This is a genomic window from Pectobacterium punjabense (assembly GCF_012427845.1).
Lineage (GTDB): Bacteria > Pseudomonadota > Gammaproteobacteria > Enterobacterales > Enterobacteriaceae > Pectobacterium > Pectobacterium punjabense.
In genome coordinates this window covers 927,063-943,897 of record NZ_CP038498.1, presented here as the reverse complement: position 1 = coordinate 943,897, position 16,835 = coordinate 927,063, and the positions used below count along the sequence as shown (strand labels likewise).

The 16,835-nt window shown below is 51.4% G+C and carries 11 protein-coding genes and 1 pseudogene; 1 reads left to right on the top strand and 11 read right to left on the bottom strand.

The annotated features are described in order from the left end of the window. Nucleotide 1: 1 nt before the first annotated feature. Nucleotides 2-1,951 carry a MacB family efflux pump subunit gene (locus tag E2566_RS04185; protein WP_107170327.1) on the top strand — a complete coding sequence of 650 codons (1,950 nt, stop codon included), beginning with the start codon at nt 2-4 and terminating at the stop codon, nt 1,949-1,951. Between the two features lie 3 nt (nt 1,952-1,954). Here E2566_RS04185 and cysM read toward each other — a convergent pair whose 3' ends face one another. The 11 genes and pseudogenes from cysM to E2566_RS04130 all read right to left on the bottom strand — a co-directional run bounded on the left by cysM (nt 1,955) and on the right by E2566_RS04130 (nt 16,679). Then, entirely contained in the window at nt 1,955-2,836 is an 882-nt protein-coding gene (cysM, locus tag E2566_RS04180) for a cysteine synthase CysM (protein ID WP_107170328.1), read from the bottom strand. Between the two features lie 48 nt (nt 2,837-2,884). Next, a complete protein-coding gene (gene cysW, locus E2566_RS04175; RefSeq protein ID WP_107170329.1) occupies nt 2,885-3,751 on the bottom strand; it encodes a sulfate/thiosulfate ABC transporter permease CysW in 867 nt (288 codons plus the stop codon). After that, nucleotides 3,751-4,584 carry a sulfate/thiosulfate ABC transporter permease CysT gene (gene cysT, locus E2566_RS04170; RefSeq protein ID WP_107170330.1) on the bottom strand — a complete coding sequence of 278 codons (834 nt, stop codon included), beginning with the start codon at nt 4,582-4,584 and terminating at the stop codon, nt 3,751-3,753. The genes cysW and cysT overlap by 1 nt, the downstream gene beginning before the upstream one ends. Next, a complete protein-coding gene (locus E2566_RS04165; RefSeq protein WP_107170331.1) occupies nt 4,584-5,612 on the bottom strand; it encodes a sulfate ABC transporter substrate-binding protein in 1,029 nt (342 codons plus the stop codon). The genes cysT and E2566_RS04165 overlap by 1 nt, the downstream gene beginning before the upstream one ends. Nucleotides 5,613-5,905: 293 nt before the next feature. Next, nucleotides 5,906-6,805, bottom strand: a complete 900-nt coding sequence (locus E2566_RS04160; RefSeq protein WP_107170332.1) for a Dyp-type peroxidase — start codon at nt 6,803-6,805, stop codon at nt 5,906-5,908. A 169-nt stretch (nt 6,806-6,974) separates the two neighbouring features. Continuing rightward, nucleotides 6,975-7,558 (bottom strand): annotated as a pseudogene (locus tag E2566_RS04155) (RpoE-regulated lipoprotein). A 188-nt stretch (nt 7,559-7,746) separates the two neighbouring features. Next, entirely contained in the window at nt 7,747-9,420 is a 1,674-nt protein-coding gene (locus E2566_RS04150; protein ID WP_107170334.1) for an ABC transporter ATP-binding protein/permease, read from the bottom strand. Further along, the gene (locus E2566_RS04145; RefSeq protein ID WP_107170335.1) at nt 9,417-12,191 is read right to left on the bottom strand and encodes a M16 family metallopeptidase; all 2,775 of its coding nucleotides are present in this window, start codon (nt 12,189-12,191) and stop codon (nt 9,417-9,419) included. Before E2566_RS04145 ends, E2566_RS04150 begins: the two co-directional genes overlap by 4 nt. Nucleotides 12,192-12,313: 122 nt before the next feature. Continuing rightward, nucleotides 12,314-14,899 carry a TonB-dependent receptor plug domain-containing protein gene (locus E2566_RS04140; protein ID WP_107170336.1) on the bottom strand — a complete coding sequence of 862 codons (2,586 nt, stop codon included), beginning with the start codon at nt 14,897-14,899 and terminating at the stop codon, nt 12,314-12,316. A gap of 76 nt (nt 14,900-14,975) precedes the next feature. Further along, nucleotides 14,976-15,926 carry a TonB family protein gene (locus tag E2566_RS04135; protein WP_107170337.1) on the bottom strand — a complete coding sequence of 317 codons (951 nt, stop codon included), beginning with the start codon at nt 15,924-15,926 and terminating at the stop codon, nt 14,976-14,978. A gap of 327 nt (nt 15,927-16,253) precedes the next feature. Then, nucleotides 16,254-16,679: a GNAT family acetyltransferase gene (locus tag E2566_RS04130; RefSeq protein WP_107170338.1), complete on the bottom strand. Its 426-nt coding sequence runs from the start codon at nt 16,677-16,679 to the stop codon at nt 16,254-16,256. Nucleotides 16,680-16,835 lie beyond the last annotated feature (156 nt).

The following is a 16,835-nucleotide window of genomic DNA, read 5'->3' as shown; positions in this document are numbered from 1 at the left end:
CATGTCGACATCTTTGCTTAAGCTGACTGGCATCACCCGCCGTTTTTCCAACGGCGAACAGGACGTTACCGTTCTTAAAGACATTAATCTGACCATCAATCAGGGAGAAATGGTGGCGATTGTCGGCGCATCAGGCTCGGGAAAATCCACGCTGATGAATATTCTCGGCTGCCTTGATAAGCCGTCTGCCGGTGACTATCAGGTGGCAGGACGCGCCGTGGGTGAATTGGATAACGACCAGTTGGCCGAACTGCGCCGCGAACACTTTGGCTTTATTTTTCAACGCTACCACCTGCTTGGTGACCTGACTGCACTCGGGAATGTCGAAGTCCCTGCGATTTATGCAGGGAAGAGCAGACTGACGCGCCGTCAGCGGGCGGCAGAGCTGCTGACCAAACTCGGGCTGGAACATCGCCTTCACTATCGGCCTAGCCAGCTTTCCGGCGGCCAACAGCAACGCGTGAGTATCGCGCGGGCACTGATGAACAGCGGCGGCATTATTCTGGCGGATGAGCCGACCGGAGCACTGGACACCCACAGCGGCAACGAAGTCCTGAGCATACTCCGCGACCTGCACAAACAGGGCAACACGGTCGTGATCGTCACGCACGATATGACGATCGCCGAACACGCACAGCGCATCATCGAGTTGCGCGATGGCGAAGTGATTGCCGATCGACAAACGCGCCCCCAAGAAGTCACCGCGCCATTACCTGACACCGTGTCTCCTACCACCTCTGCCCTGAATCAGTTCAAAGATCGCTTTATTGATGCCTTCAAAATGGCGTTGCTGGCGATGAATGCGCAGCGGATGCGCACCTTTCTGACCATGCTCGGCATTATCATTGGGATTGCGTCGGTCGTTTCGGTGGTCGCGCTGGGAAAAGGTTCGCAGCAGCAGGTACTGGCCGATATCAATTCGATGGGCACGAGCACGCTGGAAATTTTTCCCGGCAAAGACTTCGGCGACATGGATGCCAGCGCTATCCAGACGTTGCGCGCCAGCGATATTCAGCCACTGGCACAGCAGCCCTACGTACATAGCGTCACGCCCTCAATCTCCACCAGCGTTACCATGCGCTACGGCAACATCGCCGTTTCCGCCAGCGTTTCTGGGGTTGGCGAACAGTTCTTCACCGTGCGTGGCTACACAGTAGATCGCGGCGTGCTTTTCCCACGCAGCAGCGTCGATCAACTGACTCAGGATGCAGTGATTGACAAAAATACGCGCGATAAACTCTTTCCCCACGGCGAGGACCCCATTGGGCAAGTGATTTTGCTGGGCTCGCTACCCGTGCGGATTATCGGTGTCGTCAGTAAGAATCAAGGCGGTTTCGGCAGCGATGAAAATCTGAATGTCTGGGTGCCGTACACCACGGTGATGAAACGCATGGTCGGGCAGTCCTACCTGAGAAGCATTACGGTGCGGGTAAAAGACAATATTGATATGAACATCGCCGAGAAGAACATCACCACGCTGCTGACGCAGCGGCACGGTACGAAAGACTTCTTTATCATGAACACCGACAACATCCGCCAGATGATCGAGAAAACCACCACCACACTCGCACTACTGGTGTCGATGATCGCCCTGATTTCGCTGCTGGTCGGCGGTATCGGCGTGATGAACATCATGTTGGTATCCGTCACAGAACGAACCCGAGAGATCGGCGTTCGCATGGCGGTTGGCGCGCGCACCAGCGACATCATGCAGCAGTTTCTCATCGAGGCCGTGCTAGTTTGCCTGTTCGGCGGCATCGTGGGTGTAGCGCTGTCGTTGGGAATCGGCGTGCTATTCGCACAGTTCAGCAGCAATTTTTCGATGATCTATTCCAGCGCCTCGATTATTGCCGCGTTCCTGTGCTCCAGCCTGATCGGCATTATCTTCGGCTTCTTCCCTGCTCGCCGCGCTGCACGGATGGAACCGATTCACGCGCTGGAGCGGGAATAGTCATCAGTCAAAGACCCCGGTGGACAGATACCGATCGCCGCGATCGCAGGCTATCGCCACAATCACGCTACCGGGGTTTTCCTCCGCAAGCCGCAGTGCACCCGCAACCGCGCCACCAGAACTGACGCCGCAGAAGATACCTTCCTGACGCGCCAGTTGCCGCAGCGTATTCTCTGCGTCCATCTGTGTCATATCCAGAATGCGATCGACCAGATCGGCACGGAAGATGCCCGGCATATAATCCGGCGTCCAGCGGCGAATGCCGGGAATGTGGCTCCCTTCCGCAGGCTGTAGCCCAACGGTACACACTGCCGGATTCTGCTGCTTCAGATAGCGGCTGACGCCAGAGATCGTGCCGGTTGTCCCCATGCTGGAAATAAAATGAGTCAGCTTGCCTGCCGTCTGTTGCCAGATTTCTGGACCCGTCGTGAGAAAATGCGCCAGCGAGTTGTCTGGGTTATTGAACTGATCGAGCGTTTTACCCTCTCCCGCCAACACCATCTGTTTCGCGCGATCCCGCGCCCCTTCCATCCCCAGTTTGCGGTTAACCAACACCAGCTCCGCACCGTAGGCACGCATCGCTGTCTGACGTTCATAGCTCATATTGTCCGGCATCAGCAGGCGTAGTCGGTAGCCTTTCACCGCCGCGATCATCGCCAATGCAATGCCGGTGTTCCCGCTGGTTGCTTCGATCAGCCTGTCACCGGGGGAGATATCTCCGCGATTCTCCGCCTGCTGGATCATAGAAAGTGCAGCACGATCTTTTACCGATCCAGCGGGATTATTCCCTTCCAACTTCAGCCAGATTTCGCTGTTTAACCCCTGCGTCACACGCTGCAATTTCACCAGTGGGGTATTGCCAATACACTGCTCAAGCGTCGTCACAAATTGAGTCCTAAAAAACTCACGCGCGCGGCGTGAGTGAGATAAAAGTTAGTGTTTATTCATTTGCCGTTTTACGCGCCACTGCAAGGCGCTCTTGATGAACAGCGTCAGTATCGCCATCACGGTTAGCAACGCCGCCGCGGTAAACGCTCCCACGCTGTTATAATCCTGATGCAGTAATTCAACCTGTAGCGGCAGCGTGTAAGTTTCACCACGAATTGAGCCCGACACGACGGATACCGCGCCAAACTCGCCAATCGCCCGGGCGTTGGTCAGCACGACACCATAGAGCAGTGCCCAGCGAATATTCGGTAGCGTCACCTGATAGAACACCTGCCAGCCTGACGCACCGAGCAGCACGGCAGCCTCTTCCTCCTGACTGCCCTGACTCATCATCACCGGAACCAGTTCCCTGACCATAAACGGACAGGTCACAAATATTGTCACCAGCGCAATACCCGGCCAGGCAAACATCAACTGTAGCCCCTGTTCATCCAGCCAGCCGCCGACCGGACCGTTGGTGCTATAAAAAAGCAGATACAGTAAACCGGCGACCACTGGCGAGACGGCAAAAGGAATGTCGATCAACGTGAGCAAGAGTTGTCGCCCCGGAAACTGAAAGCGTGTGACCAACCACGCTAGCAGCGTGCCAAAAACCAGATTCACCGGTACGACAATTGCGACCACCAGCAGCGTAAGGCCAATCGCATGCAGCATGTCAGGATCGCTCAGATTGCGCCAAACGCCCCCCAGTCCGTGCGATAGCGCAGCGGCAAAAATTGACACTAAAGGGATGACTAGCATGATGAGCGATAATATCACGCCCAACGCAATCAGTGCGGCTCTCGCCCAGTTACGTGCCTGCCGAACAGGGTGAGATTGACGTCGCGGCGTCACGGTAGGGCTCTCTGCCATTACACGCTCCGGGTCCGTTGTCCAAAACGGCTTTGCAGCACGTTGACGGCAAACAGTATCAATAAGGATGCGGCTAACACGACGGAGGCAATCGCACTGGCGGCAGGGAAATCAAATTCCTGCAAACGGATAAAAATCATCAGCGAAACGACCTCTGTCTGCCAGGCAATATTCCCCGCAATAAAGATAACCGCGCCAAATTCACCCAGACTGCGGGCAAACGACAGCGCGGTGCCGGTTAATAGCGCTGGCGTTAACTCTGGTAAAATGACGTAACGAAAACACTGCCAGCGATTCGCCCCCAGCGTTTGTGCCGCCTCTTCGTATTCCGGCCCCAGATCTTCCAACACTGGTTGCACGGTACGCACCACAAAAGGAATGCTGGTGAACGCCATCGCAACCGTGATACCAAGCCAGGTATAGGACACCTTGATGCCGTATTCTGCCAGCCAGGCGCCGTACCAGCCTGTTGTTGAAAACAGCGCAGCCAGCGTCAGCCCCGCCACGGCAGTGGGTAGAGCGAAGGGTAAGTCCATCAATCCATCCAGCAAGGCACGACCGGGAAAACGATAGCGCGTCAGAATCCATGCCATTAACAGGCCAAACCCTGCGTTGAATACCGTCGCCAGCCCCGCCGCCAAGAGCGTGACCTTGTACGCCGCCACCACCTGCGGGTTGGAGATCACCGCCCAGTACTGTGCCACACTCATCTCTGAGAGCTGCATCACCAGCGCACTTAAAGGCAGCAGCAGAATCAGACAGACGAACAGCAAGCTACTGCCCAGACTCAGCGCGAATCCCGGCAGCACCCGCTTACCTGAACCAAAAGACATTACTGACGACCAGCCGCCAGCAGTTTATCCAATTCACCACCGGTATCGAAGTGGGTTTTCATCACCTGTGGCCACGAGCCAAACTGATCTTCCACGCGAAATAAGGTGGTCTCAGGGAAGCGAGATTTTAGCGTTTTCGCCAGTTCAGGGTTATTCACACGGTAGTAAAAATCGGTGATCACTTTCTGCGCGTCTGGGCTATAGAGATAATTCAGATAGGCTTTTGCCGCCTGTTCGGTGCCATTCTTCTCGACATTCTTATCAATCCACGCGACCGGGAATTCTGCCAGCACATTGACCTTCGGAACGATGACTTCGTAGTTTTCAGCACCGTACTGGTTACGAATGTTATTCACCTCGGATTCAAAACTGATCAACACATCCCCCAGTTGGCGCTCCACAAATGTCGTGGTTGCGCCACGGCCGCCGGTATCAAATACCGCGACATTCGCCAGAAAACGCGTTATCCACGCGCGCGTTTTGGCCTCGTCTCCACCGTTAGCTTTACTGGTCGCGCCCCAGGCGGCAAGGTAGGTATAACGGGCATTGCCAGAGGTTTTCGGGTTCGGGAAAATCAGTTTTACATCATCACGTACCAGATCGTTCCAGTCGTGAATCCCTTTTGGATTACCTTTGCGAACCAGAAAAGCCATGGTGGAGTAGAACGGAGAGCTGTTATTCGGTAAACGCGCCTGCCAGTCAGCGGGAATCAGTTGCCCACGATCGTGTAGGATCTGAACGTCTGTCACCTGATTGTAGGTCACCACATCGGCTTTCAACCCTTGCAGGATAGCCAGCGCCTGTTTAGATGAACCCGCATGCGATTGTTTGATCGTGATTGGATCGTTGGGATGTTGCGACAACCACTGCTTTTCAAAGCCGGGATTGAGCGCTACAAAGAGCTCGCGCGACACATCATAAGAGCTGTTTAGCAGCTCGGTAGCAGAGACAGCGCTCTGCCCGCCCAGCAACAATGACAGCGCCAGAGAACCTTTCACCAGCCAGCCTTTCACCTGTACTTGATTCATCTTATGTCCTGCCAGAGTTAGCGCCTATTCGATAGGCTTTGTTATGGGAGCTATCGTGTGAATAACCGATATTGGAATGCGCGTAGTAGCGCAAATCAGTGTAGGGGAAGTGCTGGTTAACATATAACCTTTATATATAATATTTCGGAGTTTTTAAGCGCGAAAGGGCATAACACCACAACGAGAGATAACGGCAAAAAAGAAGAAAAAGAAAAGAGAAAAACACAGCAAGATAGCCAATGCAGAGCATTGATGCCTGCACGAATGCAGGCATCAGGAAAACGCGTCAAACCTTACAGTGACAAAAGCTTCGCCAAAGACGGCGCGAAGAAATAGCTGCCACTGACAGCGCGCGTAAAGCGCAGCATCTCATCACGTTTGCCGTCACGATCGCCGAACATACTCAGCAACTGCTGTTCAATGTTATGCAGACGCGCACAGTAGGCGACGAAATAAAGCCCATTTTTCCCGCTCGCGGTGCCATAAGGCAGACTCTGACGCAGGATTTTCAGCCCCTTGCCGTCTTCCTTTAAATCCACGCGGCTGAGGTGCGACGTTACAGGGCGCTGATCCGAAGACAGCTCTTCGTTATCCTGCTTCGTGCGCCCGATCATCTGTTCCTGTTGTTCCACGCTAAAACGCTGCAACTGCTTCAGATTGTGTTCCCAGCGTTGGGTAAACACGTAACTGCCACCGGCATCCGGCTGGTCTTCAGGGATAATTGCCACGGCGTGCCGTGCCTCACCCTGTGGGTTTTCTGTACCGTCGATAAAACCGCTTAAATCGCGATCTTCTACCCAGCGAAAACCGTGCGTCTCTTCTTCAATACGAATTGCGCTACCAAACGCGGCCAGCGCAGCCTGTGCCAGCGTGAAGTTAACGTCATGGCGGAGCGATTGGATATGAATCAGTAAATCGCGCTGCGTTGCCGGGGCAAGCCCTTTACCCAACGGCGTAAACGATTTCAGCTCCGCCGCGCTGTGGTTACAGTCCAGATCGCGCCAAACATCGTTACCAAACGCCAGTACCGCGCCTAACCCGGCATCGGGATACTGCTGCTGTAAATCTTGTAATGTCTGACAGAATTTTTTGCATCCCTGCCGGATAGCATCAAACTCTCCCTGAATCATCGCTTCCATAAAGATGGCAAAACGGCGGTGTTCCAATAAAATACCGCTTTGAATTGGTGTCATTTCTGCTTCCTCAAACGTCAGTTTTTTCTTTTGTTGTTATGGTTTACTACCATGGTTACAGCAAATACGGGTACCGAAAAAAAATCAGGCGGCACGGGTATCATACCGGAAGCCGCCTGGATTTTACCTTGCGTGAAGACAAATTAGTCCGTTAACGTCAAGACGCCCTTTATAAAACGGATGTGTTACGCGCCTGTGCGTGCCACACGATTTTGCTCACTTTCCAGTTTTTCAGGATATCGTCGGGCGGCATCAAGCCTTCTGGCCCACTCCACTCGCCGGAATAGACGTAGCTGATATGCGTGCTCTGGGGCGCGGCACATTCAACGCCCCGCGCATCATCACCTTGCCCCAACTGACAAGACTCAAAGGCTTTGCTGTAGGTATTGCTAAAGGCATCACCGATTTTCACGCCACCTGACGCCACTTCAACTTCGGCTGGCCGCTGATGACCATTTTCACCTCTTTGCCATCAAGCGCCTGATAAAACGCGACCAATTGACCGTTGGATGTCCCCATTCCACTACGCAGTTGATAACTGCCATCCAGCGCGTTCTGTAACGCGCCTTCAGATAACGGCGTACCCGCATTGATGCCACCGACGCCCGCATCCGTGATTTGCAGCGAACTACCGAACCAATTAAACGGCGATAGGCTGGACCAGGAAAAACTGGACAGCGTGCTGCATCCGGTCAGCAATAGTGGTAAACCCAACACTAGCGGTAACCCCAAAGATAGCGGGCGAGAATTCATGGTGTATACTCCTCAAAATTGAACGGTTTCTGTCGTCAGCCACCCTAGCAAGATGGGAGTTGGAGTCTGCAAGCGACGAAAAGTGCCGTAAAAGACGGGATAATCTTGTGAGGGATTATAGGGGGCATAGGGGAAGAAACCTACCAGAACCGCAGGCCCTCCGATAACCGGAAGGCCTGCGGGCAACATCAACTGCGCGGTGAGGCGAAATCGGTTAGGTCATAACGATGTGGGAACAGATCGTCCAATTCTGTCTGGTGCGTAATGGCGACCACGGTACACATCGGCAACGCCAGCTTGACCAGCGCCAGAAGCTGTCTGGCAGAGTCATGATCCAGATTACTGGTCGCTTCATCCAGATAGAGGGTATCGGGTTTGGCAATCAGCGCACGGGCAAAGGCAACGCGCTGCCGCTCACCGCCGGAAAACACCCGATCCCAGTTCAATTGCTCACTTAAACGCTCGCGCCACGCTCCCAGCCCGACGCTATCCAGCGTCTGGCGCAGCATCTCGCTATCAGCCAGCGGTGGGTGTGGATAGCAGAGAATCTCCGCCAGCGTCCCCTGACCTAAATAGCTTTGCTGCGGTAGCAGCAGGCTGCGACCTTCGAGCGACTGCCAGCGACCATCGTAATACGGCCATAAACCATTCAGCGTACGCAGTAGCGTTGATTTTCCCAGCCCGCTGCGCCCAGAAAATTTACTCCAGCTACCCGCTTCGCAGTTCAGATCCACATTTTGCAGCAGAGGAGAACCTTGTGGCGTAGTAAAGGAGAGTTGCTCAATGCGTAAATCCTGCCCTACTACCGCATCGGTCTGTTCAGACTGATGACGTTTGATTTCTTCCTTGAACTGACTCAAACGCGCCATACTGGCGGACAGAATCACAAACTCCTTGTACTTATGGATAAACCAGCTCAGCGCACCGTGTACCTGCGCAAACGCCCCACGGATCTGCATCAATCCGCCCAGCGTTACCGTCTTATTCAGGAAAGCAGGCATGGCAGCAAAGATCGGCACAATCAGGCTCACACGCATGTAACCCGTGGTGAAAAAGCCCAGATTACGCTCGGCATTCATAAAACGCCGCCAGTTCGACACGATGGACGAGAAATGACGCTGAAGGTGGCTTTTCTCTTGTGCTTCACCGCCGTACAGCGCGATTTGCTCAGCGTTATCATGCTTGCGCAGCAACGCAGCGCGGAAATCAGCCTCCGCTTTTTGCTTCTCATAATTAATATCATGCAGGCGTTTCCCGACCACATGCGTGATCAAGGTGCCGAGCAGCGTATACAGAATAACGACCCAGACCAGATAGCCTTTAATCACCCACTCTTCGCCAAACAGCGTAAAGCGCTGAACGCCCGACAATCCCCACAGGATAACGACGAAAGAAAACAAGCGTGCTGTGACGATCAAAAACTCCACCACCAGGCTAACGGCTTTGTCGACGAACAGATTGATATCTTCGGCAATACGCTGATCGGGGTTATCAATCTTGCCTTCCACCGACATACGATAAAATGCCCGCTTCGCCAGCCAGCTCTCCACGAGCTCGGCGGTTAACGCACTACGCCAGCGAATAATCAGCAGTTTGGTAAACCACTCCTGATATACGATCACCCCAATATAGATCAGGATGTAAATACCGTAATCTTTCATCAGCGAAAGCAACAAACTGCTGTCGAATGCCCCTAACGCATCATAGAACGATTTGCTCCACTCGTTTATCAACACGTTGAGATAGACGATCGCACCGCCCATCGAGATGGCAACGAGCAAGAGTAGCCATTCTCGCCAGCTCCGTTTACCGCCCCAAAAGGGACGGCAGAGATCGACAAACTGCGCCACGATCTTTTTCATTTTTTCACCTCTTGCGGCAAGGTGATGTAAAGCACCCGGTTTTCTGGGTTATACAGCTTCACCGACATTGCGCGTACACCTTCCAGCGTGATGCTGTCCGCCAGTGTAGATACGCGGCTCAAATAGCGCGGATCGTCATAGTGGCGATAGCTCAGCAGCAAGCGGCGCTGTATCGTGGTCAAATCGCTCTGACGCCCTTTTTCCGCACGGATGAATTGTGCTTTTTGCTCGTCCACATCCTGCTGCGTAATCTTTGACGGCAGTTCAGCGAAAGCTTGCTCAGCCAACGTCCACAGCTCCTGCGCTCGCTCAGGTGCGCTGGTAAAGCTCACCTCCGTCTCAATGCGCTGTTTTTTATCTTCCAGCTCGCTATCGACACGCATACGGTAAATACCGAGTGCATCATCACGCAGGCTCGCCTTGAGATATTTACTCGCAATGTTACGAGCAATGCTCACCTGTACCGCAGCCTGCGGCGTCCACGTATGCGGTGTGAAACTCCAGGTCAGGATATCGGCACGCGGTTCAATATTGATGGCAGAAGTTGCTTCACGTTTGCCCGGAAGCGCCAGATGCTGTTTTACCTCGCTGGCAGGCTGACGCGGAATGGTCGCAAGATAGCGTTCAACCTGTGGCAACAGCTGTGCAGCGGGCATATCTGCGATCAGATAGTAAGTCACTGGTGCAGAAGCGGCTTTATGCCACTGTGACAGCAAGGCTGGCGCAGAAATTTTCTTCAGTTCTGCAATTTCAGGCTGTTGCCACGCGGGTCCACCAAAGCGCAGTTTGGTAATTTCACTGGCGCGTATACCTGAAACAGACTGGTCATCATTGGCTTTCTGACGCGCCAGACTCATCATGCTCTCTTTCATCACATCAGGATCGATTCCCGGCGCAACATTCAGCTCACGGTATAACCCAAACAAATTTGCCAGTTGCTCGGTTGGCGCGGTGCCACTGACGGTCAGTTGATCCGCGCCCTGATCGATACTCAGCGACAGCGTTTTTTCCTTTTTCCAGTTACTTAACGCTTCACCACTCCATGTTGCTGGCCCGCTTTGATCGACCAGTTGACTCGCCAGTTGTGCCTGCCACGGATTCAGCGTGGCTGCCATGAAGCCAGCCTGACTCGTCGCGGTGAGATACACTTTCTTACCAGCCTCTGGTGCACGCAGCCATACCACGCGGTCACCGTTACTCAGTTGCCACTGCTCGACTTTTTGGGCAGCAAAGGTTTTCACCGCCGTGCGCTTTCCGCTTTGCGTCACGGAAGGCAGCTCAGGAATGACTTTCTCTTTTTCTACCTGCAACGGTGCCAACGTCGCCACCGCCCACTGTTTCTGCAATTTGAGAATCGCATCCGCCTTAGGCAGCGTGAAAGGCGTTGCGCCCGGTACGCTAAACTGCACCAGCGTATCTGGCGAAGCTAACCAGCGTTGCAAATGGCGGTTCACATCTTCCACCGTGATAGTCTCCAGCACTTCCAGCGCATCTTTGCCGCGCTGCTGGCTGCCGACATAAGGGCGATCCTGTTGCCAAACGATGGTCAACTGCTGAACCCAATCCGCAAACTCGCGTGTTTCCTGCCTATCTGCCATACGCTGCGCGACTTCACGAATGTCGGACGTGATCTCCGTGATGTCCTGCTCGTTTAGCGGATAGCGTTTTAACCGCTCGATTTCTTTCAATACGGCAGAAAGCGCAGCGTCGTGGCCTCCCGGCATTACATTGGCGAAAAAGCCCAATGCAGCGGTGGTTTTACCGATATCCGATTTACGCACCACCAAACTACTGGCGTCTTGCGGTAATTCTGCTTGTTGTCGACGAATCTGACGCGTGACCGCAGACATCGTGATTTGCGTGAGCAAGCGGTGGCGATACTCAGGTTGACCAAATGTGTCTTTGTCATTGAAACGATAGACGAACGACACTTGGCTGCTGCCGCTTTGGCTATCCTGCAAACGTGCCACGTTGAGGCGTGGTTTCAGTAATGGTTCGTAGTAATCACGGGCTGGCACCGCGACATTCGGCAGTGGTGCAAAATAGCGTTGAATTTCACGTTCCGCATCCGCAGGTGTGATATCACCAATAATCATCAAACGCATATTCGATGGGTGATACCAGCGCTGATAGAAATCCTGTAGCACGCTAGCTGGCGTGTCGTTAATCGACTGCTCAGTGCCAATTACCGGGCGGGAAGGATAACGAGAGTCATGGCGAATTGCCTGTACGCGCTGCTGGTTCATGCGTTCCGATACACCCAACTTGCCACGCCACTCTTCCAGAATGATTTTGCGCTCATCATCCAGATCGCTTTGTAACAGCTTGGCATGGCCTGTCATCTGGCTCAGCGCCTGCAAGGACGTTCCCAGATCGCGATTACCTTTCGGCGGGCTCATCATATACATGGTGCGTTCGTAGTTGGTCACGGCGTTATAGCTTTGCGCTCGAACCCAGCCCTGTTTGTGCAGTTCCGTGCTCACACCTTGAGGAAAGGCGTCGCTGGCGCGAAACACCATGTGCTCCACCATGTGCGCCACACCGGATTCATTGTCGTTTTCATCGATCGAGCCGACATCAACAATCAGGCGAATATCAACCCGCGCCTTCGATCCTTCCAGCGGCACAAGGGTATAACGCAACCCGTTCGTCAGCGTGCCTTCTTTAATAACCGGCAACGGGATTTTTATTTCTTCAGCCTGACTCACAACGCTTCCCGCTAACAGGCCGACAGCCGTTAGCGATAACCAGCAACACTTCTTCCAGTTCATAACAACCTTTTTGTTTTTTATGTTTGCCTGTAAGGCAATGTCTGAATGTAAATATGTAAATATGCAGAATGCAAAAATGCCCCGTCATACGTCGGCATGCGACGTATGACGGGGCATAGGATTTACCAGGTGTAAGCGACGCCAAGCCAGAACTGACGGCCAGGTTTGTAGGTTACGGTTCTTTTGCCGATGTTCGTAGTTTGCTGAGTTTCCACGACGTTATCCAGAACGTTCAGCACATCTAGCGTGATGTCCAACGTCTGATTCTTATAGAGTGGTTGCGAGTAAGATAAGCGCCAATCGTAAGAGATAAAATCATCGTATTTCATCCCTGTATATTCCGTGAAGTTACCTGACTCATTACCGCACGCCACGTGACCACCAGGACATTGAACAAAAAGCGCAGAGACGTCATACCCTTTATATCCCGCGGTATAACCTACACGCTGCCCCCAATTAAGGCGGATTGCGGGAAAATAAGTATCCACATTCAGGAAAGCACGCCATGGGGTATTAAAATTCATAGAATCCATCTCACCCCGGTTTATTAACTTACCGTCAAAAATAACTCTGCCGTCATCCTGATCGGTGTCGTCGTAATCAAGCTGCGAATTAACTTTGTTTTTCGCAAGACTCGCCCCCAAGGACCAATTAACTTCAGCAAGACGGAAACGATGTGGACTGATGGGTTCAACTTTCAATGAGAACGTATTTCCTTCTGTTTTAGCGGAATTATTCATCACGTTGTAACGCTTTCCATCACTCCCCATCTTTGACTCACGACCAAACTGATCTTTCCCCTGACGATTAACCCATTTAGCCGTCCAGATGGTATTCATAACTCGCTGTGACAGGCCAAAACTTAACTCATCACTATAAGGAGTTTTCAAATCAGAAATATTGTAATCAGTACCACTTACTCTTGAAGGATTCGAACGCCAAGGATCACTAGCACTGGTGCGTGTTTGTGACACAAAAGATGTGATACCAGAACGTAATTTATAAGCCAATACGCTTTGACCATAATAGCGATTTGCTCCGCCAAATAAGCGAGTTGAACGGTCGCCAAAAACATCATAGGAAGCGGAAAATCGAGGAGCAATATCCAAGTTACTTAAAAAATCGTCGTAACTAACACGAACTCCCGGTGTTATTTCTAGACGCCCATAACTCATACTATTTTGTAGATATGCCATATAGTCCGTATAGTTTCCCTCAACAGTGCGAGCGGGATATAGACTCCGGGTTTTAAAATATTGCTCTCCTGCTATACAATATTCATCGCCAACCCCGCAAACTACATTAGGCTGAAGCGTAACAGCACCAGTAGAGTACACATCATTAAACCGTCGATATTGCGCACTATATAAATTAGTTTCCCAACCAAAATCAATTTGATGGTTAGCTCCGAATAATACCAAAGGATTTAATTCATAATTTTGCTTTAATGTCGTAGTCGTCTTTTCGGTCGAATATTCCCCATAACCTCCAATGTTAGCACTTTGGTTATTCAAACCACCAGTACTACTCCAGTCAATGACATTAGAAGTAAACGTACTATTAAAGCGTCGCCATTGCTTAAAGGAATTATCCTCATGTTCAATATTATTTTGCTCAAACTGATAGCCCGCTAGGCTAGTCATTTTACCCCAATTGGTATTGTGTTCCCACTCCATATTGAAGCGATAGCCACCACCGGTATTGGTAAATGAGCCGTTCTTCACATCTTTTTTATAATATTTAGATTCATGTGGGGAATACATGCCGGTCATACGGATAATATCGCCACTGTCCGTCAGATAAGTACCTTTTAACAGATAGGTTTCACTAATCCGTTCCTGATCGTCCCACTGTTGTAAGTACTGATGATAATAGGGAATATCTGACTGCTGACGGTTATAGGCAAAAATAAAACCGGCTTTATCACTCAATGGTTGGTTGAAAGTGGCAGAATAAAATTGCTTTTTAAATTTTGGTTGATAGAACAGGTTAGTTCCAGAGTAGAACTCATCGCTGATTCCAGAATCGACGTGATAACTGGTCCAACTGTCACGCGAGGTACGGTAAGAAACCTTACCTGATGCTTTATCCAGTTTAGGGTCCATCAGGCGGGCATCAACCACGCCACCAGTAAAATTACCGTACTTAGCGGACACGTTACTGTCAAACACCTCCAGTGATTCAATCAGCTCCGAGTTAATCCAGAATGATTGTGTACCACCCGCAGGTAAATCCCAAGGTCTATAACCATCTGGATCTTTCTGCAATTCACCACCATTAGCACCGGGGTGAATATTGCTATTATTCGATAACCCGTCGATCATAAAGTTATTGTTATAAAACTTCTCGCCGTGGAACGAGACGTTTTCTGGTGCCAGCTCACCCGGCGTATTGCTACTATTCGCCGTATTCGAGAACTGCACCGCGGGGTTATTCTTCAATAACTCGCTTACCGAACCGTTGCCAGTAGGCATCTTTTTAATCTGCTCGGCATTAAGAATCTGTGTTCCCATCGACTGACTGGTCGGGGTTGAGCGCACCAAAATGGTATCTTCACTATTTTCCGAAGAGGTATCGCTCTGCTGTTCCTCTTCGGTTTCCGCATTTTTCTTTTGCTGATTTTCATCGGCAGAGGTGTCATTTTGCTGTGCAAGTGCAGGCCCTGATAATAATGACAGCAGCATCATTAAATAGACGTTCTTATTCATTTATTCAAAGTCCCCAATAAATCCAATTATTAAGAAATAAAATTATTGTTGTATGTACTGCATGTAATGCTCACGACTAATCATCAACCTGAATATGGCCATTCAGTTTGAAAACGATGGAAACCACCTGATTATCAACCGGAGCCTCTGTCCTATAACGCCAACGCGCCATATCTTTCACTACGTCATCACCAAATACGCCATCTGGCGTTTCAGACAGAATCTGTACGTTAGTAACGGTACCGCTACCGGTAATATCGAACTTGACGCGCACTTTTCCTTCCACGCCCAGCGCTTTTGCCCGCGCGGGATAATTTACGCGGCGATGCAGCGCTTTGAAATTTTGGCTATTGCTCTTCCCTGCACCACGTGCCGCCTGACCGCTATCGCTTTCTCCTGCTTTGGCCGTCGCTGCACTGCCTGGCATACCAACAGAAGATGGCATTGGAGAAGGCGCGTCACCGGTCTGGCTTGTGGCTATGGGAGACTCGCTCTTTTTCTCTGCCTGCTGCTGCGTAGCCTGCTGTTGCTGTTTCGGTTTGTTCTCAGGCTTCTTTTCGGCCTGCGGCTTCTCACGCACTGGCGGTTTTTTTTCCGCAACGGGCGTAACGGGCTTGCGCTCAATGACAGGCTGTTTAATGACTGGGTTGGGGTGTTCTGGTAACGGCGTTAAAATCGGCATCACGACGGGAGTAGGTTGGGCAACGGGAGGGTCGGCTGCGGGTGGCGACGTATCAGCAGCCTGTGACATCGCGGCAGCCATCATCGTCACCTGCATGCTTCCGCCTGCGTTTCCCGCCATCTCTTCAATGCTTTCTTTCGGGGAAGTGTGCAATAAAAAGAAAATCACCAATGCCGCATGTGCCATGCAGGACAAAACAAAAAAGGCCAGAGAACGCCAGTTAGGCACATCAGAAGTTAACGTAGTCGTTGAAAAGGAATGAGCAAGAGAGCGAGGAGACAGCAATGCGCTGCCGCCAGTGCGATTCGCACCTAATAAGGCTCCCGGAGGATTTTCACTACTCACTATCCAACTCCATCTCTTGAACATCAACTTCCTGGTGTCAGTAGGGCAATCACTATCTTCCAGGCAATAAAGTGTAAGCAACAGCAAGACACGGAAAACAATGTCAATACAGATGACTCAACATTAATAAATAATAATACAAATAAGAATCGTTTTACAAATGAAAACTGTTACCCACAAAGTCTAACAAATTACCTGCAATATCATTACAGTTCGAAGTAACACATTGAGGATGAATGAAAAAAGTGCGCTTACGGAGGCGCACTTTTTACGTAGAATGAGGATAAAGGAGGGCGAATAGCGATTTAGTATCAGTGAAAGAACGAATCAATATTCCCGATCTTCAATCAGGCGTTTTCCTAACGTGACGCTATCGACGATCTCATAGTCGAGTTTTTCATACATACCGATCACGGCGTCGTTATCTTCACGCACCATCAGGTGGATCTTCGGACAGCCGCGGGCAATGAGCTTTTTCTCCAGGCGGCTAATCAACGCGTTAGCAATGCCGCGCCCACGAAAATCAGGGTGTACGCCCAAATAGTATGCCGATCCACGGTGGCCGTCGTAACCGCCCATCACCGATGCTACGATTTCGCCGTTCACCTCTGCGACCAGAAACAGATCGGGATCGTGATTAAGCTTACGTTCGATGTCCATTTCAGGATCGTTCCACGGGCGCAGCAAATCGCAACGTTCCCAGAGGGTGATCACGGCTTCAAAGTCATCCTGCCTGAATATGCGGATTTCCATCACAGTCGCCATTTTTCAATAAGGTAAATCGTGATTATCGCGTGATTTTTATCAGACGCAATCGCAAATTGCGCGCCGCTATCAGGAATCACACAACAGGTGACCGGGGATCGATTTTATTGATGGTATACTGTCCGCCTTATTAGAGCGCCACCA